27 protein-coding genes and 2 tRNA genes are annotated in these 25,566 nt (G+C 58.1%); 26 read left to right on the top strand and 3 right to left on the bottom strand.

Translation table 11 applies throughout. The features are described 5' to 3' along the window. Positions 1–59 precede the first annotated feature (59 nt). From VMV64_RS10785 to rpoS, 21 genes are all read left to right on the top strand, one after another. Entirely contained in the window at positions 60–3,164 is a 3,105-nt protein-coding gene (locus VMV64_RS10785) for an efflux RND transporter permease subunit (RefSeq protein ID WP_325330149.1), read from the top strand. Positions 3,165–3,252: 88 nt separating this feature from the next. Then, positions 3,253–3,633 carry a hypothetical protein gene (locus VMV64_RS10790; RefSeq protein ID WP_325330151.1) on the top strand — a complete coding sequence of 127 codons (381 nt, stop codon included), beginning with the start codon at positions 3,253–3,255 and terminating at the stop codon, positions 3,631–3,633. Continuing rightward, positions 3,630–3,773, top strand: coding sequence for a hypothetical protein (locus VMV64_RS10795; RefSeq protein WP_325330153.1), 144 nt, complete (start codon positions 3,630–3,632; stop codon positions 3,771–3,773). Before VMV64_RS10790 ends, VMV64_RS10795 begins: the two co-directional genes overlap by 4 nt. Before the next feature lie 73 nt (positions 3,774–3,846). After that, positions 3,847–4,263 (top strand): hypothetical protein, encoded by a 417-nt coding sequence (locus VMV64_RS10800; protein WP_325330154.1) that lies wholly within the window; start codon positions 3,847–3,849, stop codon positions 4,261–4,263. 155 nt (positions 4,264–4,418) lie between these two features. Then, positions 4,419–4,808, top strand: coding sequence for a DUF302 domain-containing protein (locus VMV64_RS10805; RefSeq protein ID WP_325330155.1), 390 nt, complete (start codon positions 4,419–4,421; stop codon positions 4,806–4,808). A gap of 49 nt (positions 4,809–4,857) precedes the next feature. Beyond that, positions 4,858–5,124 (top strand): SHOCT domain-containing protein, encoded by a 267-nt coding sequence (locus VMV64_RS10810; protein WP_325330156.1) that lies wholly within the window; start codon positions 4,858–4,860, stop codon positions 5,122–5,124. Between the two features lie 274 nt (positions 5,125–5,398). Further along, entirely contained in the window at positions 5,399–5,914 is a 516-nt protein-coding gene (locus tag VMV64_RS10815; RefSeq protein ID WP_325330157.1) for a DUF411 domain-containing protein, read from the top strand. 458 nt (positions 5,915–6,372) lie between these two features. Continuing rightward, positions 6,373–6,449: transfer RNA gene (locus VMV64_RS10820), tRNA-Val, on the top strand. A gap of 50 nt (positions 6,450–6,499) precedes the next feature. Further along, positions 6,500–8,416, top strand: coding sequence for a threonine--tRNA ligase (gene thrS, locus VMV64_RS10825; protein WP_325330159.1), 1,917 nt, complete (start codon positions 6,500–6,502; stop codon positions 8,414–8,416). Positions 8,417–8,441: 25 nt separating this feature from the next. Then, positions 8,442–8,960 (top strand): translation initiation factor IF-3, encoded by a 519-nt coding sequence (gene infC, locus VMV64_RS10830; RefSeq protein WP_325330233.1) that lies wholly within the window; start codon positions 8,442–8,444, stop codon positions 8,958–8,960. Positions 8,961–9,078: 118 nt separating this feature from the next. Further along, positions 9,079–9,276, top strand: a complete 198-nt coding sequence (gene rpmI / locus VMV64_RS10835; protein ID WP_325330161.1) for a 50S ribosomal protein L35 — start codon at positions 9,079–9,081, stop codon at positions 9,274–9,276. 12 nt (positions 9,277–9,288) lie between these two features. Continuing rightward, on the top strand, positions 9,289–9,648 hold the full coding sequence (gene rplT / locus VMV64_RS10840) for a 50S ribosomal protein L20 (RefSeq protein WP_325330163.1): 360 nt from the start codon (positions 9,289–9,291) through the stop codon (positions 9,646–9,648). A 115-nt stretch (positions 9,649–9,763) separates the two neighbouring features. Continuing rightward, on the top strand, positions 9,764–10,783 hold the full coding sequence (gene pheS / locus VMV64_RS10845) for a phenylalanine--tRNA ligase subunit alpha (protein ID WP_325330165.1): 1,020 nt from the start codon (positions 9,764–9,766) through the stop codon (positions 10,781–10,783). After that, positions 10,784–13,141, top strand: a complete 2,358-nt coding sequence (gene pheT, locus VMV64_RS10850) for a phenylalanine--tRNA ligase subunit beta (RefSeq protein WP_325330167.1) — start codon at positions 10,784–10,786, stop codon at positions 13,139–13,141. 9 nt (positions 13,142–13,150) lie between these two features. Then, positions 13,151–13,477 carry an integration host factor subunit alpha gene (locus VMV64_RS10855; RefSeq protein WP_325330169.1) on the top strand — a complete coding sequence of 109 codons (327 nt, stop codon included), beginning with the start codon at positions 13,151–13,153 and terminating at the stop codon, positions 13,475–13,477. Beyond that, positions 13,452–13,835: a MerR family transcriptional regulator gene (locus tag VMV64_RS10860; protein ID WP_325330171.1), complete on the top strand. Its 384-nt coding sequence runs from the start codon at positions 13,452–13,454 to the stop codon at positions 13,833–13,835. The genes VMV64_RS10855 and VMV64_RS10860 overlap by 26 nt, the downstream gene beginning before the upstream one ends. Positions 13,836–13,870: 35 nt before the next feature. Next, positions 13,871–13,947 (top strand) — tRNA-Pro (locus tag VMV64_RS10865). A gap of 73 nt (positions 13,948–14,020) precedes the next feature. Further along, positions 14,021–14,758: a 5'/3'-nucleotidase SurE gene (surE, locus tag VMV64_RS10870; protein ID WP_325330173.1), complete on the top strand. Its 738-nt coding sequence runs from the start codon at positions 14,021–14,023 to the stop codon at positions 14,756–14,758. Beyond that, a complete protein-coding gene (locus VMV64_RS10875; RefSeq protein ID WP_325330175.1) occupies positions 14,755–15,411 on the top strand; it encodes a protein-L-isoaspartate(D-aspartate) O-methyltransferase in 657 nt (218 codons plus the stop codon). The genes surE and VMV64_RS10875 overlap by 4 nt, the downstream gene beginning before the upstream one ends. 158 nt (positions 15,412–15,569) lie before the next feature. Continuing rightward, on the top strand, positions 15,570–16,391 hold the full coding sequence (locus VMV64_RS10880; protein ID WP_325330177.1) for a peptidoglycan DD-metalloendopeptidase family protein: 822 nt from the start codon (positions 15,570–15,572) through the stop codon (positions 16,389–16,391). Positions 16,392–16,407: 16 nt separating this feature from the next. Continuing rightward, positions 16,408–17,349 carry an RNA polymerase sigma factor RpoS gene (rpoS, locus tag VMV64_RS10885; protein ID WP_325330179.1) on the top strand — a complete coding sequence of 314 codons (942 nt, stop codon included), beginning with the start codon at positions 16,408–16,410 and terminating at the stop codon, positions 17,347–17,349. 65 nt (positions 17,350–17,414) lie between these two features. On the opposite strand, the gene VMV64_RS10890 is transcribed toward rpoS, so the two are convergent. Continuing rightward, positions 17,415–18,491 (bottom strand): chemotaxis response regulator protein-glutamate methylesterase, encoded by a 1,077-nt coding sequence (locus tag VMV64_RS10890; protein WP_325330181.1) that lies wholly within the window; start codon positions 18,489–18,491, stop codon positions 17,415–17,417. 171 nt (positions 18,492–18,662) lie between these two features. After that, positions 18,663–19,532 carry a CheR family methyltransferase gene (locus tag VMV64_RS10895; RefSeq protein WP_325330183.1) on the bottom strand — a complete coding sequence of 290 codons (870 nt, stop codon included), beginning with the start codon at positions 19,530–19,532 and terminating at the stop codon, positions 18,663–18,665. Between the two features lie 330 nt (positions 19,533–19,862). Between VMV64_RS10895 and VMV64_RS10900 the strand changes: the two genes are divergently transcribed. Both VMV64_RS10900 and yrfG read left to right on the top strand, forming a co-directional pair. Next, positions 19,863–20,135, top strand: coding sequence for an IS110 family transposase (locus VMV64_RS10900; RefSeq protein WP_325330185.1), 273 nt, complete (start codon positions 19,863–19,865; stop codon positions 20,133–20,135). Positions 20,136–20,228: 93 nt separating this feature from the next. Next, positions 20,229–20,897 (top strand): GMP/IMP nucleotidase, encoded by a 669-nt coding sequence (yrfG, locus tag VMV64_RS10905; protein ID WP_325330187.1) that lies wholly within the window; start codon positions 20,229–20,231, stop codon positions 20,895–20,897. 65 nt (positions 20,898–20,962) lie between these two features. Here yrfG and VMV64_RS10910 read toward each other — a convergent pair whose 3' ends face one another. Next, entirely contained in the window at positions 20,963–21,334 is a 372-nt protein-coding gene (locus VMV64_RS10910; protein ID WP_325330189.1) for an Mth938-like domain-containing protein, read from the bottom strand. A gap of 105 nt (positions 21,335–21,439) precedes the next feature. Between VMV64_RS10910 and VMV64_RS10915 the strand changes: the two genes are divergently transcribed. The 3 genes from VMV64_RS10915 to thrC all read left to right on the top strand — a co-directional run bounded on the left by VMV64_RS10915 (position 21,440) and on the right by thrC (position 25,513). Further along, on the top strand, positions 21,440–22,666 hold the full coding sequence (locus VMV64_RS10915; protein WP_325330191.1) for a pyridoxal phosphate-dependent aminotransferase: 1,227 nt from the start codon (positions 21,440–21,442) through the stop codon (positions 22,664–22,666). A gap of 36 nt (positions 22,667–22,702) precedes the next feature. Beyond that, entirely contained in the window at positions 22,703–24,019 is a 1,317-nt protein-coding gene (locus VMV64_RS10920; RefSeq protein ID WP_325330193.1) for a homoserine dehydrogenase, read from the top strand. A 93-nt stretch (positions 24,020–24,112) separates the two neighbouring features. After that, positions 24,113–25,513 carry a threonine synthase gene (thrC, locus tag VMV64_RS10925; RefSeq protein WP_325330195.1) on the top strand — a complete coding sequence of 467 codons (1,401 nt, stop codon included), beginning with the start codon at positions 24,113–24,115 and terminating at the stop codon, positions 25,511–25,513. Positions 25,514–25,566: the final 53 nt, after the last annotated feature.

Here is a 25,566-nt window from a genome sequence, read left to right on the forward strand (position 1 = left end):
GCACCGACCCCGCTTTTACTCATCACTCCTCACCCATTACTCCTCACATAAGGACAAACATGTTTAAGGCAATCATTCATTCCAGCCTGAGCCAGCGCATTTTTGTGCTCGCAGTGGCGATCCTGCTGCTGGTGTACGGCATGCTCAGCCTCAAGCAGTTGCCGGTGGACGTATTCCCCGACCTCAACAAACCCACCGTGACGCTGATGACCGAGGCTGCGGGCATGGCGCCGGAGGAAGTGGAGCAGCTCATTTCTTTCCCCGTCGAGACGGCGATGAACGGCTTGCCGGGAGTGACCCGCGTGCGCTCGGTTTCCGGCATCGGGCTGTCCGTCGTGTACGTGGAGTTCGACTGGGGCACGGATATTTACCGCAACCGCCAGCAGATCGCCGAGCGCCTGTCCCTGGTCAAGGAGCAGATTCCTGCCGGGATCACGCCGCAGATGGGGCCGATCAGCTCCATCATGGGCGAAATCATGCTGATCGCCATGACCGTTGACCCCGCCAAGGCGAACCCGATGCAGGCGCGTGAACTGGCCGACTGGGTGGTGCGGCCGCGTCTGTTGACTATTCCCGGCGTGTCGCAGGTCATCCCCATCGGCGGCGAGGTGAAGCAGTACCGCGTCACGCCAGACCCGGCCAATCTCGACCGCCTGGGCATCTCGCTGGAACAGATGGAAAAGACGCTGGCGAATTTCGCCAGCAACACCAGCGGCGGCTTCCTGGAATCGCAGGCGCAGGAATACCTGATCCGCAATATCGGGCGCACCACCAAACTCGAAAATTTGCAGGATCTGGTGGTGGGCTACCGCGCGGGGGGGGCTATCCTGCTCAAGCAAGTCGCCAAGGTGGACTTCGCCGCCCGCCTGAAGCGCGGCGACGCAAGCTTCATGGGCAAGCCGGCGGTGATCCTGTCGGTGCAGAAGCAGCCTGCGGCGGATACGGTCAAACTGACGCGGGAAATCGAGGCGGCGCTCCAGGAGATGAACAAGGGCATGCCTGCCGGCATCGCCGTGAAAGACATCCTGTTCAAGCAGGCCAATTTCATCGAAAGCTCGGTGAGCAACGTGGAAGAGGCCTTGCGCGACGGCGCCATCATGGTGGCGGTGGTGCTGTTCCTGTTTCTGCTCAATTTTCGCACGACTTTCATATCGCTCACCGCGATCCCCGTCTCCATCCTGATTACGGTGCTGGTGTTCAAGTACTTCGGGCTGTCCATCAACACCATGACGCTGGGGGGGCTGGCCATTGCCATCGGCGAGCTGGTGGACGACGCGGTGGTGGGGGTGGAGAACGTATTCCGGCGCTTGAAGCAGAACCGCGCGGAGGGCGACAAAATACCCGTGCTGGAAGTGATCGCGGCGGCCACCCTGGAAGTACGTTCCGCCATCGTTTATGCCACCCTCATCATCGTGCTGGTGTTCGTGCCGCTGTTCGTTCTTTCCGGCATCGAGGGCAAGCTGTTCGCGCCGCTGGGCGTGGCCTACATCGTGTCCATCCTCGCCAGCATGCTGGTGTCGGTGACGCTGACGCCGGTGCTGTGCTATTACCTGCTGCCGAAAATGAAGCGGCTGGAGCATGACGACAGCCCGGTCGTCAAAAAACTCAAGCAATGGGATACGGGCCTGCTGCAATGGTCGTTCGACCACAGCAAGCTGGTGCTAGGCGCGGGACTGCTCGCGGTGGTGCTCGCCGCAGCCGCAGTGCCATTTTTCGCCCGTTCTTTCCTGCCCGCGTTCAACGAAGGCACGCTCACCATCACGGCCATCATGAACCCAGGCACTTCGCTTTCGGAGGCCAATCGCATCGGCACCCTGGCGGAACAGTTGATCCTGCAGGTGCCGGAAGTGACTCAGGTGGGACGCCGCACCGGTCGTGCCGAGCTGGACGAGCATGCGGAAGGCGTGCACTACGGCGAGATCGAGGTGGACCTGAAGAAATCCGCCCGCTCCCGTGAGGCCGTTCTGCAGGACATCCGCGACCGCCTCGCGCCACTGCCTGCGGCCATCAGCACCGGCCAGCCCATCTCGCACCGGCTTGACCACATGCTGTCCGGGGTGCGCGCGCAGATCGTGCTGAAAATCTTCGGCGACGACGTGGACACCCTGCGCGGACTGGCGGCGGATATGCAAACCCGGCTTGCCAACATCCCCGGCCTGGTGGATTTGCAGCTGGAAAAACAGGTGCGCATTCCGCAGCTGAAAATCAGCGTCGATTACGCCAAGGCCAGACAGTACGGCGTTACTCCGGCAGCGATCAATACCGCGCTGGAAACGCTGTCCAATGGCGCTACCGCAGCACAGGTGATCGAAGGCAACCGGCGCTTCGACGTGGTGATCCGTCTTGCTGATACCGACCGCACTGCGCAGGGCTTGAGCAATCTTTTGGTGGAAACGCCGAGCGGACGCATCCCGCTACGCCTCATCGCTGAAATCGAGGACAGCGACGGCCCCAACCAGATTTTGCGGGAAAACAGCCGCCGCCGCATGGTGCTGATGGGCAACAGTGACGGCACCGACATGGCGCAGATTATTCGCGATATCCGCGCCGAGCTTGCCAGATACCCGCTGCCAGAAGGTTATTTCACCAAACTGGAAGGCCAGTTCCAGGCACAGGAAGAAGCCAGCCAACTGATTACGGGGCTGTCGCTGGTGTCATTGGCCATGATCTTCCTGGTTTTGTACAGCCGCTACAAATCCACCGTGCTGTCGCTGATGATCATGGGCAATATTCCGCTCGCGCTGGTGGGTAGCGTTATCGCGCTGAAGCTCTCCGGCGGCGCGCTGTCGGTGGCGAGCCTGATCGGCTTCATCACCCTGGCCGGCATCAGCACGCGCAACGGCATCCTGAAGATCAGCCACTATATCAACCTGGTTGCGCACGAGGGTGAAGCGTTCGGCAAACAGATGATCGTCCGAGGCAGCCTGGAACGCCTCACGCCCGTACTCATGACCGCGCTGGTGGCGGCTTTCGCACTGATCCCCCTGATGCTGGCCGGAGGCGATCCAGGCAAGGAAATCCTGCATCCGGTGGCAGTGGTGATTTTCGGCGGCCTGGTGAGCTCCACGCTGCTGGATACCTTGCTCACGCCGGTGATGTTTTATCTGTGGGGGGAGAGGCCGATGATGAAATTGTTGGCGCAGGGCAGCAAGGAAAACTTCTGAATTCACACAAATCAAGGAGGGCAAGAGGAAGTCGGCCGCGCAATATTTTTTCGATGGCGTGACGACTTGCAAAAGTAGTAACGAGTAATTGCTAAAAACAGTAGTCTTTTTTTACATTAAGTTAAGGAGATACATCATGAAAAAATCAATTTTGTTTGCCGTTCTCACCACGGTTGCGCTATCCGCACCCATTGCTTTTGCCGATGACGCACACCACCCGGAGCAGGATAAAAAAGCCGCGCCAGCCAAATCAAGCAAGACCGCAGGTGCCGCAGACAAACAAACCGATATGCAAATGGACCAGATGCAGGAGCAGATGAAAAAAATGCAAGCGCAGATGGAAAAAATCCGCAAAACCACGGATCCCAAGGAACGCCAGAAACTCATGCAGCAGCATATGCAAAGCATGAACGAAGGCATGAAGATGATGCGCGGTATGTGTGGCGACATGAAGGGGGCAGCGGCATGATGGGCGGCGGCATGAAAGGTGGAATGAAGGGAGGCGACATGATGGAAAAACACATGGAGATGATGCAGATGATGCAGATGATGATGGACCAAATGATGGAACACCAGGGTCAGCAAGAATCCATGCCAATGCCGAAATAAGTATCCTGTCCGCGTCCAGGATGGGCGCGGACTTCACGGGAATGCGGTTTTTTTAATCGAAAAGGAAAATGAAATGAAATACCTGAATTTGTCACTGCTGGCAGCATCCCTGATTTTCTCGCAAGGCGCGTTTGCTCACAGCGATGAATATCTCGACACCCAAGCCGCACCGCACGGTGGGCAGTTGCGCATGGCGGGCATGTACCACTACGAGCTGGTGGTGAAGGCCAACGAAATTACGGTTTACCTCACTGACCATGCTGGTACGAAAATACCGAGCAACGCTGCGGCCGGAACGGCCACCGTGCTTTCCGGCAAAGACAAAGCCTCGGTGAAGCTGCAACCTGCCAGCGACAATGTGCTGAAGGGGGCGGGCAAATTCGGCCTTGCACCGGACATGAAGGTGGTGGTTTCCACCACCCTGCCGGGCCAATCCGCGGAACAGGCGCGCTTCACGCCGCTGCAAAAAACGAAGACGGAAGGCAAGTAAAAGCAAGCTAAGCAACATTGCATCAGACGGGATATAATTTATACTTAATGATAATTACTCCGAATACCTGCGAAGCTATCCCGTCTGCAGCACCCACCATCGGAAGGCAGGAGATTCATTCGTTTGTCATTTTATTATTTTAGGAGATTGAAGTTATGTATGGTTTCAGCATTCAACTCGACATACCGTTTGACGCCGCAGTTGAAAAAACTGTCGAAGGCCTGAAGAAGGAAGGCTTCGGCGTGCTTACCGATATCGACGTCAAGGCCACCATGAAGGCAAAGCTCAATATCGACAAACGCCCCTACCGCATTCTTGGCGCCTGCAACCCGCCGCTGGCCAACCGTGCCATCGATGCGGAATCCGACATCGGCCTGCTGTTGCCCTGCAATGTTGTGGTACGCGAAGAAGCGGACGGCAAGATCACCGTCGCTTTCCTGGATCCCGACGTGATGGTGAAGCTCATCGACAATCCTGAAATCCTGGAAGTGGCAAAAGAAGCGCGCGCCCGGCTGGAACGCGTGCGCGACAGCCTGAAGGCATAACCGATACAACGCTGACTACGGGAACGTAGAAAGTGGAAAGGAGTGCGACATGTATGGATGGGATCACGGAGGCTGGATGTCCGGCAGCGGCGGCTGGATGATTTTCGGCTGGTTCTGGATGGCGCTCATTTGGCTGGTTCCCATCCTGCTGCTGTTCGCTCTCGCCAAATACCTGTTCGGTAGCCAAAAATTCGGCGCGCCCGCCAAGGAAGAAACGCATCGGTCCGCCCTCGACATTCTGGACGAGGCCTATGCCCGCGGGGAATTGACGCGCGAGGACTATTTGCAAAAACGCGACGATTTGCAGAAGACATAGGGGCGATTTTCAAGAAAAACGTTACCACTCATCCCCTTAAGAAGAAAATGAAAAATGAAGCAATTTTTTCATATTTACCCTTGCGACATTGGCACTCGACATGCCTTATGCGCTTGGTGAACCCCCAAGGCCAGGAAATCAGGAAATGATGCCAATTGATGATAGCGCATCAGGGACAAACCGTGCCTATGGTGAAGAAATGGTATCGACGTCCACATCGGCGCAAGGTGCGGACGTTTTATTTTGTGCCACCCATCCGAAAAGGAACCCAGCCATGCACAACTTTCCCTTGATCGCCCTAATCTTCGGCGCCTTGATCTCAAACAGCACATTGGCAGTCTCTGCGCACCATCCCAAGCAGCAGGATCAAGCACCTAAAGCCTCGACAGCAATTGGCACGCAAATGGCGAAGCCGCTGGTCGAAGTCTGGAAATCGCCCACCTGCGGATGCTGCAAGGACTGGATCAAGCACCTGGAACAGAACGGCTTCTCAGTGCGCAGTCATGATGACGGCAATACCGACGCTCGCGTTCGACTTGGCATGCCCATCAAGTACGGCTCGTGCCACACGGCGAGCGTTGGCGGCTATGCGCTGGAAGGCCATGTGCCAGCGCGCGAAGTTCACCGCTTGCTGAAGGAGCGACCCAAGGCCGTGGGCCTTGCCGTGCCCGCGATGCCGATCGGCTCACCCGGCATGGACGGTCCGGAATACGGCAACCGCAAAGATCCCTACGATGTGCTGCTGGTCCGCAGGGACGGCAACTCAACGGTTTTTCAACCCTACCGCTGACCCAAGGAGTTCAACAGACACGTTTACCGGCGTTGCTGTTCGGCGCAGGCGCAACCGGGCATGCAGATGATGGAACAGCACATGGAAATGATGTTTGCGCATCATGCACAAACCACCCAAACCACCCAAACCACCCAAACCACCCATAGTGAAATAGTATTGGCGCAAGCTGCGAGAGGTTAAATAAAGAACCCCGCCGCAAGCAGCGGGTTATTGTGACGAATTGCTCGAAAATTATAGATTTTCATTGCAATTTTATTCATACGCTGCAAGCGGCGGGGAACTTAGACCCATAGTGATTAATTTCAGCGGCGATTCAAAACAGTTCAGCGTCTGGCGTGCGGCCAAGCCGATAATCATCGGCTGATTGCGGGATTGGAAAAACGCTAGCGAGTACGAGTAATCTGTTCAAATGCTAATTGAATCGTAGGCGAAATTAGGTTAGAATTCGTTTTTTTAGGCGCGTAGCTCAGCTGGTTAGAGCACCACCTTGACATGGTGGGGGTCGTTGGTTCGAGTCCAATCGCGCCTACCAAATTCTTAAAAAGTGCGGCCATGCCGCACTTTTGTTTTGGTAGGATTCAAATGCCTGTTATTCGCTTGCCTGATGGCTCCGAGCGCAAATTCGATCAGCCAGTAACGGTAGCCGAAGTGGCTGCCAGCATCGGTGCGGGTTTGGCTCGCGCGGCACTGGCCGGCAAGGTCGACGGCAAGCTGGTGGATACCTCCCACCTCATCGCGGTGGATGCCGAACTGGCTATTATCACCGACCGGGATGCAGAAGGCCTGGAAGTGATCCGCCACTCCACTGCGCATCTCCTCGCGCAAGCCGTAAAATCCCTCTTCCCTGATGCTCAGGTTACGATCGGCCCGGTGATCGAGGATGGCTTCTTCTACGATTTCTCCTACAAGCGCCCGTTCACGCCTGATGACCTGCTGGCCATCGAAAAGAAAATGGCGGAGCTTGCAAAGGCCGACCTGAAAGTCGAACGCAAGGTGCTGCCGCGCTCTGACGCCATTGCCTTCTTCAAGGGGCTGGGCGAGCAGTATAAGGCGCAGATCATCGAATCCATTCCCAGCGACGAGGATGTGTCGCTGTATGCCCAGGGTGACTTCACCGACCTGTGCCGTGGCCCGCACGTACCCTCCACCGGCAAGCTCAAGGTGTTCAAGCTGATGAAGGTGGCAGGGGCTTACTGGCGCGGCGACTCGAAGAACGAAATGCTGACGCGCGTGTATGGCACAGCCTGGTCGAAGAAGGAAGACCAGGAAGCCTATCTGCATCGTCTGGAAGAAGCCGAAAAGCGCGACCACCGCAAGATCGGCAAGCTGCTGGACCTGTTCCATACCCAGGAAGAAGCGCCGGGCATGGTGTTCTGGCATCCCAGGGGCTGGACGCTGTACCAGATCGTCGAGCAGTACATGCGCGGCGTGTTCCGCGACAACGGCTACCAGGAAATCCGCACGCCGCAGGTGGTGGATCGCTCCCTGTGGGAGAAATCCGGTCACTGGGACAAGTTCCAGGCGATGATGTTCACCACCCATTCGGAAAATCGCGATTACGCAGTCAAGCCGATGAACTGCCCGTGCCATATCCAGGTGTTCAACCAGGGCCTGAAGAGCTACCGCGATCTGCCCCTGCGGCTGGCCGAATTCGGCTCTTGCCACAGGAACGAGCCTTCCGGCACGCTCGCCGGCATCATGCGGGTGCGCAACTTCACCCAGGACGATGCTCATATTTTTTGTACCGAAGCGCAGATCCAGGATGAAGTGGCGACCTTCATCGACCTGCTGCAAAAGGTCTATGCTGAATTCGGCTTCGACGATATTGTCGTCAAGCTTTCCACCCGGCCGGAGCAGCGCGTCGGCTCCGACGAGGTGTGGGACAAGGCCGAGGCAGCTCTGGAAACGGCGCTCAAGCGCAAGGGTCTGGAATTCGAACTGCAGCCGGGCGAGGGGGCATTTTATGGGCCGAAGATCGAATTTTCGCTGCGTGACTGCCTGAATCGCGTCTGGCAGTGCGGCACCATTCAGGTGGACTTCTCCATGCCTGGCCGGCTGGACGCAACCTACATCAACGAAGAGAGCGCCAAGCAGACGCCGGTAATGCTGCACCGCGCCATTCTCGGCTCGCTCGAGCGCTTCATCGGCATCCTGATCGAACACTACGCCGGGGCTTTCCCGATGTGGCTGGCACCGCAGCAGTTGGTGGTCATGAATATCACCGATGCCCAGGCGGATTATGTGCGTGAGGTGGTGGCCGAGCTCAAAAAGAATGGTCTGCGCGTCGAGGCGGACTTGAGAAATGAGAAAATAACCTATAAAATACGGGAACATAGTTTGCAAAGGCTGCCTTACCTCCTGATCGTGGGGGACAAAGAGGTGGCTTCGAAACAGGTTGCCGTACGTACCCGTAAAGGCGAAGACCTAGGCCAGATGCCGCTCGAAGCGTTGATTGAGCGGCTCAAAGGCGAGGTCGCCGAGAGGGTAGGTACGGTTTAATTTTTTTGATTTTGGAGGTTTTGCTATCGCTCAGGAAAAAGAATCACGAATCAATGGCGAGATTACTGCGCCCGAGATTCGTTTGGTCGGTGTGGAAGGTGAGCCGCTTGGCATAGTTAGCCTGGCCGAGGCCATGAAAATGGCGGAAGATGCCGAGATCGACCTGGTCGAGATCGCTCCGCAAGCCCAGCCGCCGGTGTGCCGTTTGATGGATTACGGCAAGTTCAAATACCGCGAAAGCAAGAAGCAGCACGAAGCCAAGCTGAAGCAGATTCAGATCAAGGTCAAGGAAGTGAAGTTTCGTCCGGGAACGGACGAGGGCGACTATCTGATCAAGTTGCGCAATCTGATCCGTTTTCTGGAAGAAGGCGACAAGTGCAAAATCACGCTGCGTTTCCGCGGTCGGGAGATGGCGCACCAGGAGATCGGTTTGCGGCTCCTCAAGCGCGTTGAGGCCGATCTGATGGAACACGGTACGGTCGAGCAGTTCCCGAAAATGGAAGGCCGTCAGATGGTGATGGTGTTGTCGCCGAAGAAGAAGTAATAGGAATCTGGCGGTCAACAGATCGGTATTGTTGACCGCTAAAAACAAGTGGTGTTCAGGCTACCAAGTTTCCCCGCAGGGGAGCGCCTGGCATCAAGCTAAAATGTAGGAGTTGAACATGCCTAAGATGAAAACCAAGAGCGGCGCTGCCAAGCGCTTCAAGTCTCTGGGTGGCGGCGGTATCAAGCGCACCCATTCCCACCTGCGCCACATCCTGACCAAGAAAACGACCAAGCGCAAGCGTCAGCTGCGCGGTACTACGATGGTTTGTGCGAGCGACATGAAGTCGGTTCGCGCCATGATGCCCTACGCGTAAGGAGACGGAAAAATGCCAAGAGTTAAACGTGGTGTAACGGCGCGCGCGCGCCACAAGAAAGTTCTGGAACAGGCCAAGGGTTTCCGCGGCCGCCGCAAGAACGTATACCGCATCGCCAAACAGGCGGTGATGAAAGCCGGTCAGTATGCTTATCGTGACCGTCGCCAGAAGAAGCGCCAATTCCGCGCGCTGTGGATTGTCCGTATCAACGCGGCAGCTCGCGAACTGGGCCTGACTTACAGCGTGTTCATGAACGGCCTGAAGAAAGCCGCAATCGAAGTGGACCGCAAGGTTCTGGCCGATCTGGCGGTGTTCGACAAGCCCGCTTTTGCACACATCGTGGATCAGGTAAAAGTCCGCCTCGCTGCCTAGCCAGCAGTAAAGAAAAAGGAGGCTGAGAGGCCTCCTTTTTTTGTTTGGGTGGTTTCATTTGTAGGATGCGCCATGCGCATCCCTCCGTTGCGTATGCCGCATCGACGAAAAATAAATGCAAAATCTAGACGCAATCCTGAAAGAAGCGCAGGCTGCCTTCGCCGGAATAGATAATCCGGCTGAGCTGGAGCAGGCCAAGGCGCGCTATCTGGGCAAGAGTGGCGTGCTCACCGAGCAGCTCAAGCAGCTCGGCAAAATGCCGCCCGATGAGCGCCGTGAAGCGGGTGCCCGCATCAACCAGGCGAAGGACTTGCTGGAGCAGGCCCTGAAAGATCGGCGTGAGGCGATACAGGAGCGGCTGCTGCAGGCTCAACTGGCGCAGGAAGCGCTCGATGTGACGCTGCCAGGCCGCGGTTTGGGGGTGGGCGGCCTGCATCCGGTTACGCGCACTCTACAGCGCATCGAGGCCTTGTTCCGTTCCATCGGTTTCAGCGTCGCAGAAGGGCCGGAAATCGAGAGCGATTTCTATAACTTCACCGCGCTGAATATTCCCGAGAATCATCCCGCCCGTGCCATGCACGACACCTTCTACGTGGACGACCAGCATGTGCTGCGCACTCATACCTCGCCGGTGCAGGTGCACTATATGCAGAATCATCAACCGCCGCTGAAGGCCATCGCGCCGGGCCGGGTATACCGCTGCGATTCCGACGTCACGCACACACCCATGTTCCATCAGGTTGAGGGGCTATGGGTGGACGAGCAGGTGAACTTCGCCGAACTCAAGGGCGTGCTGGCCGATTTCATGCAGCGCTTCTTCGAGCGCGATGACCTCAAGGTGCGCTTTCGTCCCTCGTTCTTTCCCTTTACCGAACCTTCGGCGGAAATGGACATCGGCTGCGTGATGTGCGGCGGCACGGGTTGCCGCGTGTGCAGCCATACCGGCTGGCTCGAAGTGCTGGGCTGCGGCATGGTGCACCCCAACGTGTTTGGCCACGTCAACGTGGACAGCGAGAAATACCTCGGTTTTGCCTTCGGTCTGGGTGTTGAGCGCCTGGCGATGCTGCGTTACGGCGTGAACGATTTGAGGTTGTTCTTTGAGAGCGATCTGAGATTTTTAAGGCAGTTCAACTGAATGAAATTTTCCGAAAACTGGCTGCGTGCCTACGTCAATCCCGATCTCGACAGTGACCGGCTCGCCCATGCCCTGACCATGGCGGGGCTGGAGGTGGAGGCGCTGGAATCGGTCGCGCCTCCCTTCGACAAGGTGGTGGTGGGAGAAGTGCTGTCGCTGGAGAAGCATCCCGATGCCGACCGGCTGAATGTCTGCCGGGTCAATATCGGTGCCGGCGAACCGTTGCAGATTGTGTGCGGTGCGGCCAATGTTCGTGCCGGAGCGAAGGTTCCGTGCGCCCTGGTCGGTGCGCAACTGCCGAAGATGGCGATCAAGCAGGCCAAGGTGCGTGGCGTCGAATCCTTCGGCATGCTGTGTTCCGAGCAGGAGCTGGGACTGGCCGATGAAAGCAGCGGCCTGTTGCTGCTGCCGTCCGATGCGACGGTCGGGCAATCGATCCGCGACTATCTCGGCCTCGACGACAAGCTGTACACCCTCAAGCTTACTCCCAACCGCAGCGACTGCCTGAGCGTAACCGGCGTGGCGCGCGAAGTGGCGGCGGTGACGGGCGCGGCGTTGAACCTGCCGAATGCGGTGGTCGTGCCTGCCTCCATTCCTGACCGGATCGCTGTTGCGGTGGATAAACCCGCGGCTTGTCCGCGTTATTGCGGTCGGGTGCTGAAAGGCCTCAATGCGATGGCAACTACGCCGGAATGGATGGCACGCCGGCTGAAAAGAAGCGGACTGCGTCCGATCAGTGCGATCGTGGATGTGACCAATTACGTTCTGCTGGAACTGGGGCAACCGCTGCATGCGTTTGACCTGGCGAAAATTCAGGGCGGCATCAGCGTGCGTTTCGCCCGTTCCGGAGAGCGACTGGAACTGCTCAACCAGCAGACGGCAGCACTGGATTCCGACATGCTGGTCATCAGCGACGCTGTCCAGGTTCTGGCACTGGCAGGCGTGATGGGCGGCCAGGCCAGCGCGGTGTCTGATGAGACCGTCGATATTTTCCTGGAAAGCGCCTTCTTCAGCCCGGAAACGATCGCCGGCAAGGCGCGCCGGCTGACCCTTTCCACCGATTCATCCTATCGTTTCGAACGCGGTGTGGATTTCGCCGCAACGCGTGCTGCACTGGAGCGGGGAACGCTGTTGCTGCTGGAAATCTGCGGCGGCGCGGCAGGCGAGATCACCGAGGTGGCGGCTGAATTGCCGCAGCGTGCGCCGATCCGGCTACGGGTGGCGCGCGTCAATCAGGTGCTGGGCATAGGTTTGAGCGCAGTCCAAATAGCGGCGCTGCTGTCCCGCCTGCAATTCGATTTTGCCGAAGACGGCGGGGTATTCCAGGTCACACCGCCGAGCTATCGCTTCGATCTGGCCATCGAGGCCGACCTGATCGAAGAAATGGCGCGGCTCTACGGCTACGACAACATCCCCGCACTGCCACCCCGAGGCAGTCTGAACATGCTGGCCCAGTCCGAGGCGGCGCGGGGGCGGGATGCGCTGCGGGCGCTGCTGACTGCGCGCGATTACCAGGAAGTGATCAATTACAGTTTTGTCGACGCGGCGTGGGAGCGCGATATTGCCGGCAACGACAGTCCGCTGCCGCTAAAAAACCCGATTGCCAGCCAGATGGGCGTAATGCGCTCGACCCTGTTCGGTGGGTTGATCGATAACCTGTGCTTCAATCTCAACCGCAAGCAGGAACGCGTGCGCCTGTTTGAAACCGGGTGCTGCTTCTACCGGTCGGCAGATGGCTTTAACCAGCCTGAAAGAATCGCCGGCCTGTGTTACGGCAACGCCAAGCCCGAGCAGTGGGGCGAGGCGGTGCGCGCAGTGGATTTTTATGACGCCAAGGCGGATGTGGAAGCCCTCTTCTGGCCTGCGGTTCCCCGCTTCGAAGCCGCCTCGCATCCAGCGTTGCACCCCGGTCAGTCAGCAAAGGTGTGGCTGGAAGGTGAGTTTCTCGGCTGGATAGGCACGCTACATCCGAAGTGGCAGCAGAAATACGAGCTGCCGGCTGCGCCGGTATTGTTCGAGCTGGATATGGCCGTGATGCTGCGCGGTCGGGTTCCGGCGTTTGCCGAGATCTCGAAGTTTCAGGTGGTGCGCCGCGATATCGCGGTGGTCGTGGACGAGGGAGTCAGCGTGCAGACCTTGCTTGATGGCATGAGTGAGCACTTGCCGGATGTCGTCGCCGAGCTCGCGTTGTTTGATGTTTATCGAGGCAAAGGCATTGATTTGGGTAAAAAAAGTCTTGCATTCCGGGTGTTGATGCAAGATACTCGACAGACTCTGACCGATGAAGAAGTAGACGCGGTGACCGCGCAACTTGCTGAAGTTTTGACTTCCCGCTTCGGCGCGAAGTTACGTAATTGAGGAACGGACATGACATTAACAAAAGCAGAACTTGCAGACATGCTGTTCGAAAAAGTGGGATTGAACAAACGGGAAGCCAAGGACATGGTGGAATCCTTCTTTGAAGAGATTCGCGTATCCCTGGAAAAAGGGGAAGGCGTCAAGTTGTCCGGGTTCGGCAACTTCGAATTGCGTGACAAGCCCGAACGTCCTGGCCGCAATCCCAAAACCGGTGAAGAAATTCCGATCACCGCGCGGCGCGTGGTGACCTTTCATGCCAGCCAGAAGTTGAAGGCGATGGTGGAAGAATCCTATCAATTAGAGGCCGCAAATGGCGGAACTCGCAAGCAAGCCTGATTTACCGCCGATTCCGGCAAAGCGTTATTTCACGATTGGTGAAGTGAGCGAATTGTGCGGGGTCAAGCCCCACGTACTGCGCTACTGGGAGCAGGAGTTCACCCAGCTCAAGCCGGTGAAACGGCGCGGCAATCGCCGCTACTACCAGCACCACGAGGTGCTGCTGGTGCGTCGCATCCGCGACCTGCTGTACGAACAGGGTTTCACCATCAGCGGCGCGCGCCATCGCCTGGAAGACGCGGGTGATCAGCAAGCGCCGGCAGTGGTCGCAGACGCCATATCTGAAGCAGGCCATACGATGGATCTGGCATTGCTAAGACGGGAAATCAAAAGCGTGCTGGAAATGCTTCGAATGTAGCCGAGCCCGGAGGTTTCGGCTATAATGCCGTTTCTCGGGGCGTAGCGCAGCCTGGTAGCGTACTTGCATGGGGTGCAAGTGGTCGGAGGTTCAAATCCTCTCGCCCCGACCAACTAATAATTGAAGCGGAAGCCCGAATGGGTATGCCGCTTCGAGATTTCACTGGCCAACCGTAAAAATCAACGATGCGGATTCTGTTGAGTAACGATGACGGTTATTTCGCTCCTGGCTTGGCCTGCCTTGCCGAAACACTTTCCTCCCTTGCCGATATCACTGTAGTCGCCCCAGAGCGCGACCGCAGCGGTGCCAGCAACTCGCTCACACTTGATCGCCCGCTAAGCTTACGCAGAGCCCATAGCGGTTTCTATTACGTGAACGGCACCCCCACCGACTGCGTCCATCTTGCCGTGACCGGCATGCTGGATCATCTGCCTGACATGGTGATTTCGGGCATCAACCACGGTGCCAACATGGGCGACGACACGATTTATTCCGGTACGGTGGCGGCGGCAACTGAAGGCTACCTCCTGGGTATCCCCTCAATCGCTGTGTCCTTGGTGAGCAGGGGGGCTGGCAACTATGTCGCTGCAGCACGCGTGGTCGCCGAGATTGTCAAGCACCACCAGGATCAGCCCTTCACCAGTCCGGTGCTGTTGAACGTCAACGTGCCGGATGTTCCCTACGAGCAAATTCAGGGCCGGGAAGTCACGCGGCTGGGCAGGCGCCACAAGGCCGAGCCGGTGGTGAAATCGGAGAACCCGCGTGGCGAAACGGTATACTGGGTGGGCGCGGCCGGCGCTGCGCAGGATGCCGGGGCCGGCACGGATTTCGGTGCTGTGGCACGCGGCATGGTTTCTGTGACGCCGTTGCAGATCGACTTGACTCATTATGGGCAGATGGACGTGATCAAAGGGTGGTTATGAGTGCGAAATTCAGTGGCATCGGCATGACTTCGCAGCGTACCCGTGTGCGCATGGTGGAGCGCTTGCGCAGCCAGGGCATCAAGGACGAGGTGGTGCTCGATGCGATGGCTTCCGTGCCGCGCCATATTTTCGTGGACGAGGCATTGGCCACCCGCGCCTACGAAGACTGCTCGCTGCCGATCGGTTTCGGGCAGACCATTTCCAACCCCCAAACCGTTGCGCGCATGACTGAGTTGCTGCGCGGCGGCAGATCGCTGGGCCGAGTACTGGAAATCGGCACGGGCTGCGGCTATCAGACTGCCGTGCTGGCACGCCTGGCGAAGGAAGTGTATTCCGTTGAGCGGATCGCGCCGCTGCTGATGAAGGCGCGGGGGCATCTGCGCGAAATTCGCGCCGCCAACATCAAGGTCAAGCATGCAGACGGCTCCCTCGGGTTGGAGGAACTGGGGCCGTTCGACGGCATCATCATGACTGCGGCTGCCACCCACGTGCCGGAGGCGCTGCTGCCGCAATTGGCCGAGGGTGGGCGGATGGTGTTCCCGATTGGAACCGGCGAGCAGCGCCTTTGTCTGATCGAACATACCGCTGAAGAATATCGTCAAACGACGCTGGAAGTGGTGAAATTCGTGCCGCTATTGCCGGGGTTGGCATGAACCTAGGCGCTGTCCTGGCCGCTAGTGCATTTGCTTTGATGGTAAGCGGTTGCGCATCGACAAAGTCGAGTGCGCCTGTGGTCGAGCGTGTTTCAATGGCCCAAAAGGCACCCGTTACAAGCAGGAAGGACGGGGACGGGCGTCCCCAGGCTTATACTGTGCAGAAGGGCGATACCTTATATGGTATCGCGCTGGAGCATGGCTTCGACTACAAGGAAGTGGCGGAGTGGAACGGCATCACGTCGCCCTACACCATCCGCATCGGCCAGCAATTGAAGTTTAATGTCTCTCCACAGACGGTAGTGGTCACTCCGTTGAAAGCCGGGTCGGTGGTGGATGCCCGGCAAGCCGTCGAGGATCCGTTGCTGAAGACCCAGCCCAAAGCGGTTAAGCTGGCTTATTCCCCGCTAGGGGACTCCGATCCGCTACGGGCTAAAGCCCGTGCGGAATCGCATGCAGAACAGGCAGAAAAGGGTTCCACGGCCAGGGCGGAATCCCAGGACAAGCCAGCGTCGGCTGAATTGCCGGCAGAGAAAAAAGAGGGTATCCAGGCCGATGATGATGAGCGGGTCGAATGGAACTGGCCCGCTGCGGGCAAGGTGATCGCGCCGTTCAATGAGTCATCCGGTTCTGGCAAAGGCCTGGATATCGGCGGGAAGAGCGGTCAACCGGTTCTCGCTGCGGGACCGGGCAAAGTGGTTTATAGCGGTAGCGGACTGCGCGGCTATGGAAAATTGGTGATCATCAAGCACAACAAGACTTATTTGAGCGCCTACGCGCACAATCACAAGATTCTGGTCAAGGAAGGGCAGAACGTGATCAGGGGCCAGAAAATTGCCGAAATGGGTGATTCCGATGCCGATCAGGTCAAGCTGCATTTCGAGATACGGCGGTTTGGCAAACCGGTCGATCCGATAAAATATCTGCCGCAAACGGCCTTCCACGGGCTTCAGCCCGTAGTAAAGTCGGAGTCCTTATAGGGAATGACAGACCCGCATGAGCGATGATATCTTTGGCGAAGAAGAGGAATTCCCGGGTGTAGGGAAGGCTGCTCTTGAAGAGGAGAAGGCCGATGTGGCGCCGGAGCTGAAAGAGAATCCAAGCGAGCATCAATCCGATCCCATGCTGATCTACTTCAATGAAATAGGTCAGAATGAGCTGCTGAGCGCTGCCGAGGAGTACACCCTGGCATGCCGGGTGAAGCTGGGAGATTTCGATGCGCGCCAGCGGATGATCGAGTGCAATCTCCGGTTGGTCGTGAATATCGCCAAGCACTACGTGAGTCGTGGCATGGCATTGCTGGACCTGATCGAGGAAGGCAACCTGGGGCTCATCCATGCCCTGGAAAAATTCGATCCGGAGCGGGGGTTCCGCTTTTCCACCTACGCCACCTGGTGGATACGGCAGAATATCGAACGCGCCATCATGAACCAGTCGCGCACTATCCGCATTCCGGTGCATGTGATCCGGGAGATGAACATCTGCCTGCAGGCGTTTCGTCACCTTGAGGCCCACAAGAACCACGAACCCAGCGTGGAAGAGGTGGCGCACTTGCTGGGCAAGCCAGTGGCCGATGTGCGCTACGTGCTGAACCTGAATGAGCGCATAGCATCCCTGGATACGCCGCTGGATATCGACCCTAGCCTCTCCCTGTGTGATGCGCTTCCTGACGAGAACACCCTCTCGCCAGAACTGCAACTGCAGCACACCGAGCTTGAGGCGCTTGTGCGTCAGTGGCTGGAGGAACTGGGAGACAAACAGCGCTGCGTGATAGAGCGGCGCTTTGGCTTGAACGGGCACGCCATTCACACCCTGGAGGAAGTAGCTGACACCCTGGATATCACCCGTGAGCGGGTGCGCCAGATTCAGGTGGAGGCCTTGAAACTTTTGCGCCGCAGCTTGAAGCGCAAGGGGATATCGCGAGACGATACCCTCTGAGAAATCAAGGATCCCGGGAAAATCAGTCGGTACGAATTTTGCGGATTACTGTAGAGATAGCAAGTCTAAACACGGAAGGCGTGCGTGCCCAGACTTGTCAAGTAGGTCATAACGCGCGCAGCCATGTCATGCAGTGGCACGACTTCATCGACGCCGCCAGTGAGGATGGCTTCCTTGGGCATGCCGAACACCACGCAACTGGCTTCATCCTGGGCGAAATTGAAGGCGCCTGCCTGCTTCATCTCCAGCATCCCCTTGGCGCCATCCTTGCCCATGCCGGTAAGAATCACGCCGATTGCATTCTTACCCACATGATTCGCAGCGGAACGGAACAGGACGTCCACCGAGGGACGGTGACGATTGACGGGCGGTCCATCGGATAGCTCGCAGATGTAATTGGCGCCGCTGCGCTTTACCATCAAGTGGGAATGTCCCGGCGCGATAAAGGCATGACCTGGCAGGATGCGGTCGCCATTTTCGGCTTCTTTCACCGAAATCTTGCACAGCGTGTCGAGGCGCTGGGCGAACGACTTGGTGAAAGTTTCCGGCATGTGCTGAGTGATGGCGATGCCGGGGCAGTCCGACGGCAATTTGATGAGGAAGTCCTTGATCGCCTCGGTTCCACCCGTGGAGGCGCCAACGATAATCAATTTTTCTGTCGAGGCGATATGATTGGACAGGGATGGCAGTATGGCATCGGCCGTCAGACTCTTCTGGACTGTCATGGCCGGAGCCTTTCTCAGGCGCGCCTTGGCGGCGGCACGGATCTTGTCGGCGATTTCATCGCTGTATTCCTGCAAGCTGCGGCTGATATCGAGTTTGGGTTTGGAAACGAAATCGACCGCGCCCAGTTCCAGCGCGCGGCAGGTGATGTCGGAGCCTTTCTCGGTGAGGGTAGTAATCATCACCACCGGCATGGGCCTGAGGCGCATCAGTTTTTCCAGGAAATCCAGGCTATCCATGCGCGGCATTTCGACATCGAGGGTGATCACGTCGGGGTTCAGCGTCTGGATCATTTTTCTGGCGACGAGGGGATCGGGCGCTGAACCGACCACCTTTAAATCTTTGTGGCTTTCGATAATCTCCTTGAGCGCACTGCAGATGAGTGCAGAGTCAGCGACAATGAGAACTTTGATGGTCATATAAACTTCCATGTTTGAGGTGAGGGGCTAGGGGCGAGAGGCTGGCAGCCCCTCTCCTCCGCTCAAAATAGTTCCACGTCGCGCTTTCCATCTTGGCGTAATCCAGACGAGACTCATAATCCTTCTCGCGTTCAACGCTGGTGTTGTTGTGAACGCCTTTCTGTCCCCCGGTTATCTATGGGCAGCGAGAGCGAGGTGCTTGGCCTGGGGCGATAGTTCATAGACGGTCTTGCCCAGCGATTTGAACAAATCGGCGGCATGATAAAAGCTTTCCGAGTGGCCGGCAAACAGCAAGCCGTCCTTGTGCAGCAGCGGGACGAACTTCTTCAGTACATCGTATTGAGTTTTTTTGTCGAAATAGATCATGACATTGCGGCAGAAAATCGCATCGAACGGCCCGCGCATCGGCCAGGATTCATCGAGCAGGTTGATTTGCCTGAAGGTGATCATGTCGCGCAATTCTTGGCGCACCAGGGCCTGTCCTTCATGCTGTCCGGTGCCTTTGAGAAAAAACTTTTTCACCATTTCCTCCGGCATCTTTTCCAGCCGCTCCAGCGGATAGACGCCTTCCTGGGCCTGTTGCAATACCATGGTGTCCAGATCCGTCGCCAGGATGTGCACCGGCGGGGTGAATGTGCCGAACAGATCCACCATGGTCATGGCCATGGAATAGGGCTCTTCACCGGTAGAGGCGGCAGAGCACCAGAGCGAGATCGGCTGCTTCATGCCGCGCTTTTTTACATGCTCGGCCAGGAGCGGGAAATGATGCTGCTCGCGGAAAAAGGAGGTGAGGTTGGTAGTGAGGCAGTTGGTGAAAGCCTCCATTTCCACATCGTCGCCACGCTCAAGGCGGGCCAGGTATTCGTTAAAGCTAGGTATTCGTGTCGTACGCAAACGTCGCGCCAGGCGGCTGTAGACCATGTCCTGCTTGGCGGGCGACAGGGAAATGCCAGCCCGATCATAGATCAGCTTGCGGATACGTTCGAAATCTTGCGCAGTGAAATGAAATTCGCGTGCATCGTTAATTGGGGATTCTGCCATAACTAATTTTTTGAGTGCTGAGTCGCAAGTTTAGAGGCTGGTAGTCAGTGAACATGAAATGCTGTCATTGTAGGTCGGGTTTTAACCCGACATGTCGGGCTGAAGCCCGATCTTGTATCTTGTTTCCCGTGGTGGTTGGCTTCCACCCTACGAGGCGGGGAGAGCTTGAGTCAACCTGAAGGGTCGAACCTTGATTTGTAGATAGGGACCTCCGCCTCTCTTTCCGCCGGACACCACACTGGTCGGCAGCCAAGGACCTGGGAACCAGAGACCCTGTATGGACAAGGTACGCGGCAGTGAAAGACACCCTGAGCTGCAAGGAGGACTCCCATGGTTTATCTGGGTATCGACGTTTCCAAGGCCAACCTGGATTGTACCCTGCTTGACCCGGTAGCGGACAAGCATAAGACCGAAGTGGTCAGCAACGACAAAGCCGGGTTGGAAGCCCTGTCGGCGTGGCTTACCAAGCAAGGCGTTTCCCTGACCGAAGCGCATGGCGTGATGGAAGCCACTGGGGTTTACCACGAGCAGGCGGCCGGCGGTTACGCGGTTTCCCTACTGCCAAAAATATATTTTGTGATTGTGACCTTATCGGTTTCATGATTACATAGCGTGAGCCAATCGATCAAGGGAAACCGTACTGAGTGCTGCGTGTCGGGTAAAGCCGGCTCAGAACTTCGTACTCAGGACTGAACAATGCTGAACTGGAATCTAATCGATACCGTTTTCCTCGACATGGATGGCACCTTGCTCGACCTGCATTTCGACAACCATTTCTGGCTCGAGCATGTGCCGCTGCGCTACGCCGAGAAGCATGGCCTGAGCTATGCGGAGGCGCAGGATGCATTGGCGCCGCGATACCACAAGGTGGTGGGTACCATGGAATGGTATTGCGTGGATTACTGGACGCGCGAACTGGGGCTGGACATCGCCCGACTCAAGGAGGAAGTGGAGCATCTCATCGCCGTGCATCCGCATGTCACCGATTTTCTTGCAGCGCTGCACGGCAGCCGCCGGCGTACTGTGCTGGTGACCAACGCCCACCATAAAAGCCTGGCATTGAAGATGCGCAAAACCCGTTTGGATGGCTATTTCGACGCGGTGATTTGTGCCCACGACATCGGCGTGCCCAAGGAACATCCCGAGTTCTGGGGCAAGCTCCAATCCGCCGAGCGCTTTGACCCCATCGCCACGCTGCTGGTGGACGACAGCCTGCCGGTGCTGCGCTCGGCGCGGGATTACGGCATTGCCCATCTGCTTGCGGTGCATCGGCCGGATACGCAACTGCCGGTCAAGGATGTGGCGGAATTCCGGGCGATTCGCAGTTTCCGCGATATTCTGCCCTCAGTCCGTAGGCTGGGGTGAGGAAACCGAACCCCAGCGATTTGACCCCGGCTGGGGTGCGCTAAGCTTACCCCAGCCTACAGGCTCTAGCCCAGCAGCAGCACCGCTGCCACTTTCCTGCCCTCGGACGCGAGGATGTTGTAGGTGCGGCAGGCCGCCGGGGTGTCCATCACCTCTACGCCGATATGCATCCGGATCAGCGCCTCCGTCAGGCGGGGGTGAGGAAAGCGCAGGGTGCTGCCGGTGCCGAGCAGTACGATCTCCGGCATTAATTCCAGAATGGCCTCGAAATGGGCGGCCTCCAGCGCTGCGAAGCTTTGCGGCGGCCATTTTTCGACGATCCGATCCGGCAGCACGATCAGGCTGGCTTGATAGTGTTGATGGTTGACCGCGACATAATCGGTGTCGTAGCCGGTGAAAAGGTTTAAGCCGGCAGCGTCGGCCAGGTGGAATTTCAAGGTGGGCCTCCATTTGCGGGACAAGGGACGGTCGGGTAAGATTATACCTTTTAAGCGCATTCTGTGGAGCGACTACGTCGCCGGCGCAAAAAGGGGCTCGAAGCCATGCAACCCGTACTTAAATCCACCAAGCTCGCCAACGTCTGCTACGACATCCGTGGCCCGGTGATGGCGCGCGCCCGGCAGATGGAGGAGGACGGTCACCGCATCATCAAGCTCAACATCGGCAATCCGGCGCCGTTCGGTTTCGAAGCACCGGAAGAAATTCTCCAGGACGTGATTCACAATTTGCCCAATGCCTCCGGCTATTCCGATTCCAAGGGGCTGTTCGCCGCGCGCAAGGCGATCATGCACTACACCCAGGAAAAAAAGATTCGCGATGTGCAGATGGAGGACATCTACATCGGCAACGGCGTGTCCGAGCTGATCGTGATGGCGATGCAGGCACTGTTGAATACCGACGATGAAGTGCTGGTGCCGACGCCGGACTACCCGTTGTGGACCGCGGCAGTGACCCTGGCGGGTGGCGTGACGCGCCACTACATCTGCGACGAGCAGGCGGGCTGGCTGCCCGACCTGGACGACATCCGCGGCAAGATCGGCCCGAATACCCGCGCCATCGTCCTGATCAACCCGAACAACCCGACCGGTGCGCTGTATCCGGTGGAACTGCTGCAGGAGATCGTCGAGATTGCCCGTCAGCACCAACTGATCATCTACGCCGACGAGATCTACGACAAGGTCTTGTACGATGGCGCGACCCACACTTCGATCGCCTCGCTGGCTGACGATGTGCTGTTCATCACCTTCAACGGGCTGTCGAAGAACTACCGCGCCGCCGGCTATCGCGCCGGCTGGCTGGTGGTCTCGGGTGAAAAGCGTCATGCCCAGGACTATGTCGAGGGGCTGACCATGCTCGCCTCGATGCGGCTGTGTTCCAACGTGCCGGCGCAATACGGCATTCAGACCGCACTCGGCGGCTATCAGAGCATCAACGATCTGGTCGCGCCCGGCGGTCGTCTGGCTAAGCAGCGCGACCTCGCCTGGAAACTGCTGACCGACATCCCCGGTGTGTCCTGCGTCAAGCCGCAGGGGGCGATGTATCTGTTCCCCAGGCTCGACCCGAAAATGTATCCGATTGCCGACGACCAGGAGTTTATCCTCGAGCTGCTGCTCGAGGAGAAGGTCCTGCTGGTTCAGGGCAGCGGCTTCAACTGGCCCAATACCGACCATTTCCGGGTGGTGTTTCTGCCCAACGTGGACGACCTCACCGAGGCCATCGGACGCATTGCGCGCTTCCTCGAGCATTACCGCAAGCGGCATGGCTCCTGAACTGATTACTGACAACGGATAATTGAAAACTCACATATGAAACCCATCAACGTAGGATTGTTAGGCCTGGGCACCGTCGGCGGCGGCACCCTCACGGTATTGCGGCGCAATGCCGGGGAAATCACCCGTCGTGCCGGGCGCGAGATTCGCATCAAGATGGCGGCGGATCGCAACCTGGAAATGGCACGGAAACTCGCCGGCCCAGAGCTGGAAATCACCGCCGACCCGATGGCAGTGGTGAACAACCCGGACATCGATATCGTCGTCGAGCTGATCGGCGGTACTACGCTCGCCAAGGAACTGATCCTGAAAGCGATCGCCAACGGCAAGCACGTGGTCACGGCGAATAAGGCGCTGCTGGCGCTGCACGGCAATGAAATCTTCAAGGCGGCGCAGGCCAAGGGCGTGATGGTTGCCTTCGAGGCGGCGGTGGCAGGCGGTATCCCGATCATCAAGGCGTTGCGCGAGGGCCTCACCGCCAACCGCATCGAGTGGATCGTCGGCATCATCAACGGCACCACCAACTTCATCCTGACCGAGATGCGCGACAAGGGCCTGGCCTTCGATACCGTGCTTAAACAGGCGCAGGAACTCGGCTACGCAGAGGCCGACCCGACCTTCGACATCGAGGGCGTCGACGCCGCGCACAAGCTTACCATCATGGCGGCGATCGGCTTCGGCATTCCGATGCAATTCGACAAGGCCTACACCGAGGGCATCAGCAAGCTGACCAAGGAAGACATCGCCTACGCCGAGGAACTGGGCTACCGCATCAAGCTGCTCGGCATCACCAAACGCACCGACAAGGGCATCGAGCTGCGCGTCCACCCGACGCTGATCCCGGCCAAGCGCCTGATCGCCAACGTGGAAGGCGTGATGAACGCGGTGCTGGTGAAAGGCGACGCCGTCGGCGCGACCATGTATTACGGCCGCGGCGCCGGTGCGGAGCCGACCGCCAGCGCGGTGGTAGCGGACCTGGTGGACGTGACCCGGATGCTCACCTCCGATCCGGAGAACCGCGTGCCGCACCTGGCCTTCCAGCCGGACGCCTTGTCCGATGTGCCGGTACTGCCGATCGACGAGGTTCGCACCTCCTACTATCTGCGCCTGCGCGTGTTCGACAAGCCCGGCGTGCTGGCCGATGTGACGCGCATCCTGGCCGATCTGGGTATCTCGATCGACGCTATGATCCAGAAAGAGCCCGCTGAAGGCGAGGACCAGGCGGACGTGATCCTGCTGACGCACGAAACCGTGGAGAAACACATCAACCAGGCGATCGCCAAAATCGAGGCGCTGCCTTCGATTTCAGGCAAGGTGACGCGGATACGCATGGAAGCACTGGGATCGAACTAATCAACGGCAATTTGAACCGCAGAGGCGCGGAGGCGCAGAGGGTTTCAAGCGATTTCCTCTGCGTCTCCGCGTCTCCGCGGTGAGGTTTTAAATATGAAATATCTCAGCACCCGCGGCGGCATGCCGCCCAAGACTTTCACCGAAATCCTGCTCGGCGGCCTCGCTACCGATGGCGGATTGACCATCTCCGAAGCTTACCCCAAGTTCAGCAAGGAAGAGCTCGCCGCCATGCGCGGCATGAGCTACCGCGAGCTGGCATTCGAGGTGATCCGCCGCTTCGCCGACGACATTCCTGCCGCCGACCTCAGGGCCATCGTCGACAAGACCTACACCGCCGCGATTTTCTGCAGCGACGAGATCACTCCGGTGAAGACGCTGGAACCGGGGCTGCACATCCTCGGCCTGTCCTACGGCCCGACCCTGGCTTTTAAAGATGTGGCGATGCAGTTGCTCGGCAACCTGTTCGAGTATGTGCTGGCCAAGGAAAACGCCGAGATCAACATCCTCGGCGCGACTTCGGGCGATACCGGCAGCGCGGCGGAATACGCCATGCGCGGAAAAAGAGGAATCAGAGTGTTCATGCTCTCGCCGCAGGGAAAGATGAGCCCGTTCCAGACCGCCCAGATGTTCTCCCTGCTGGACCCGAACATTTTTAACATCGCCGTGAAGGGCGCGTTCGATGACTGCCAGGACATCGTCAAGGCCGTCTCCAACGACCTGGAATTCAAGGCCAAACACAAGATCGGCGCAGTCAACTCGATCAACTGGGCGCGCGTCACGGCCCAGGTGGTGTACTACTTCAAGGCCTATTTCGCGGTGACTAAAAACAACGACGAGGAAGTGTCTTTCTCCGTGCCATCGGGCAATTTCGGCAACGTCTGCGCCGGCCATATCGCCCGCCAGATGGGTTTGCCGATCCACAAGCTGATCGTCGCCACCAACGAGAACGACGTGCTCGACGAGTTCTTCCGCACCGGCGTTTATCGTCCCCGTCCGGAAACGCAGCATACCAGTAGCCCGTCGATGGATATCTCCAAGGCGTCCAACTTCGAGCGCTTTGTTTACGATCTGGTCGGACGCGATCCGGCAATCGTGAATGAGCTATGGAAGGAAGTGGACGCCGGCGGAAGTTTTGATCTTTCCAAAACGCCGTATTTCGCCAGGGTCAGGGAATTCGGCTTCGAATCCGGTTCCAGTAATCACGCCAACCGGCTGGAAACCATACGCCGCATGCATCAGCGGTACGGCGTGATGATCGATACCCATACCGCCGACGGCGTAAAAGTGGGGCTGGAGCACCGCGAAGCGGGCATTCCTCTGGTCTGTCTGGAAACCGCGCTGCCCGCCAAATTCGAGGAAACCATCCGCGAAGCGCTGGGCTGCGAGCCCGAGCGCCCGGCTGAGCTGGTGGGGATAGAGAAGCTGCCGCAGCGCTTTGAAGTCATGGAGGCTGATGCGGAAGCGGTCAAGCGCTGCATCGTGGCGCACTCCTGACTTATTCCAATTTGCATTCAATCCAACAATAAACAGCAAAAATCTTTCACCGC

The sequence above is a fragment of the Sulfuricella sp. genome, assembly GCF_035531155.1.
Lineage (GTDB): Bacteria > Pseudomonadota > Gammaproteobacteria > Burkholderiales > Sulfuricellaceae > Sulfuricella.

Excerpts from the sequence above, each read along its gene's own strand:
- VMV64_RS10805 (WP_325330155.1), top strand. The coding sequence starts at position 4,419 with ATGTATGGTTTCAGCATTCAACTCGACATACCGTTTGACGCCGCAGTT.
- VMV64_RS10855 (WP_325330169.1), top strand. The coding sequence starts at position 13,151 with ATGACATTAACAAAAGCAGAACTTGCAGACATGCTGTTCGAAAAAGTG.
- rplT (WP_325330163.1), top strand. The coding sequence starts at position 9,289 with ATGCCAAGAGTTAAACGTGGTGTAACGGCGCGCGCGCGCCACAAGAAA.
- surE (WP_325330173.1), top strand. The coding sequence starts at position 14,021 with ATGCGGATTCTGTTGAGTAACGATGACGGTTATTTCGCTCCTGGCTTG.
- VMV64_RS10810 (WP_325330156.1), top strand. The coding sequence starts at position 4,858 with ATGTATGGATGGGATCACGGAGGCTGGATGTCCGGCAGCGGCGGCTGG.
- VMV64_RS10875 (WP_325330175.1), top strand. The coding sequence starts at position 14,755 with ATGAGTGCGAAATTCAGTGGCATCGGCATGACTTCGCAGCGTACCCGT.
- VMV64_RS10895 (WP_325330183.1), bottom strand. The coding sequence starts at position 19,532 with ATGGCAGAATCCCCAATTAACGATGCACGCGAATTTCATTTCACTGCG.
- VMV64_RS10920 (WP_325330193.1), top strand. The coding sequence starts at position 22,703 with ATGAAACCCATCAACGTAGGATTGTTAGGCCTGGGCACCGTCGGCGGC.
- VMV64_RS10915 (WP_325330191.1), top strand. The coding sequence starts at position 21,440 with ATGCAACCCGTACTTAAATCCACCAAGCTCGCCAACGTCTGCTACGAC.
- pheS (WP_325330165.1), top strand. The coding sequence starts at position 9,764 with ATGCAAAATCTAGACGCAATCCTGAAAGAAGCGCAGGCTGCCTTCGCC.
- VMV64_RS10795 (WP_325330153.1), top strand. The coding sequence starts at position 3,630 with ATGATGGGCGGCGGCATGAAAGGTGGAATGAAGGGAGGCGACATGATG.
- pheT (WP_325330167.1), top strand. The coding sequence starts at position 10,784 with ATGAAATTTTCCGAAAACTGGCTGCGTGCCTACGTCAATCCCGATCTC.
- VMV64_RS10860 (WP_325330171.1), top strand. The coding sequence starts at position 13,452 with ATGGCGGAACTCGCAAGCAAGCCTGATTTACCGCCGATTCCGGCAAAG.
- rpoS (WP_325330179.1), top strand. The coding sequence starts at position 16,408 with ATGAGCGATGATATCTTTGGCGAAGAAGAGGAATTCCCGGGTGTAGGG.
- thrS (WP_325330159.1), top strand. The coding sequence starts at position 6,500 with ATGCCTGTTATTCGCTTGCCTGATGGCTCCGAGCGCAAATTCGATCAG.
- yrfG (WP_325330187.1), top strand. The coding sequence starts at position 20,229 with ATGCTGAACTGGAATCTAATCGATACCGTTTTCCTCGACATGGATGGC.
- VMV64_RS10800 (WP_325330154.1), top strand. The coding sequence starts at position 3,847 with ATGAAATACCTGAATTTGTCACTGCTGGCAGCATCCCTGATTTTCTCG.
- VMV64_RS10785 (WP_325330149.1), top strand. The coding sequence starts at position 60 with ATGTTTAAGGCAATCATTCATTCCAGCCTGAGCCAGCGCATTTTTGTG.
- VMV64_RS10900 (WP_325330185.1), top strand. The coding sequence starts at position 19,863 with ATGGTTTATCTGGGTATCGACGTTTCCAAGGCCAACCTGGATTGTACC.
- thrC (WP_325330195.1), top strand. The coding sequence starts at position 24,113 with ATGAAATATCTCAGCACCCGCGGCGGCATGCCGCCCAAGACTTTCACC.
- rpmI (WP_325330161.1), top strand. The coding sequence starts at position 9,079 with ATGCCTAAGATGAAAACCAAGAGCGGCGCTGCCAAGCGCTTCAAGTCT.
- VMV64_RS10815 (WP_325330157.1), top strand. The coding sequence starts at position 5,399 with ATGCACAACTTTCCCTTGATCGCCCTAATCTTCGGCGCCTTGATCTCA.
- VMV64_RS10890 (WP_325330181.1), bottom strand. The coding sequence starts at position 18,491 with ATGACCATCAAAGTTCTCATTGTCGCTGACTCTGCACTCATCTGCAGT.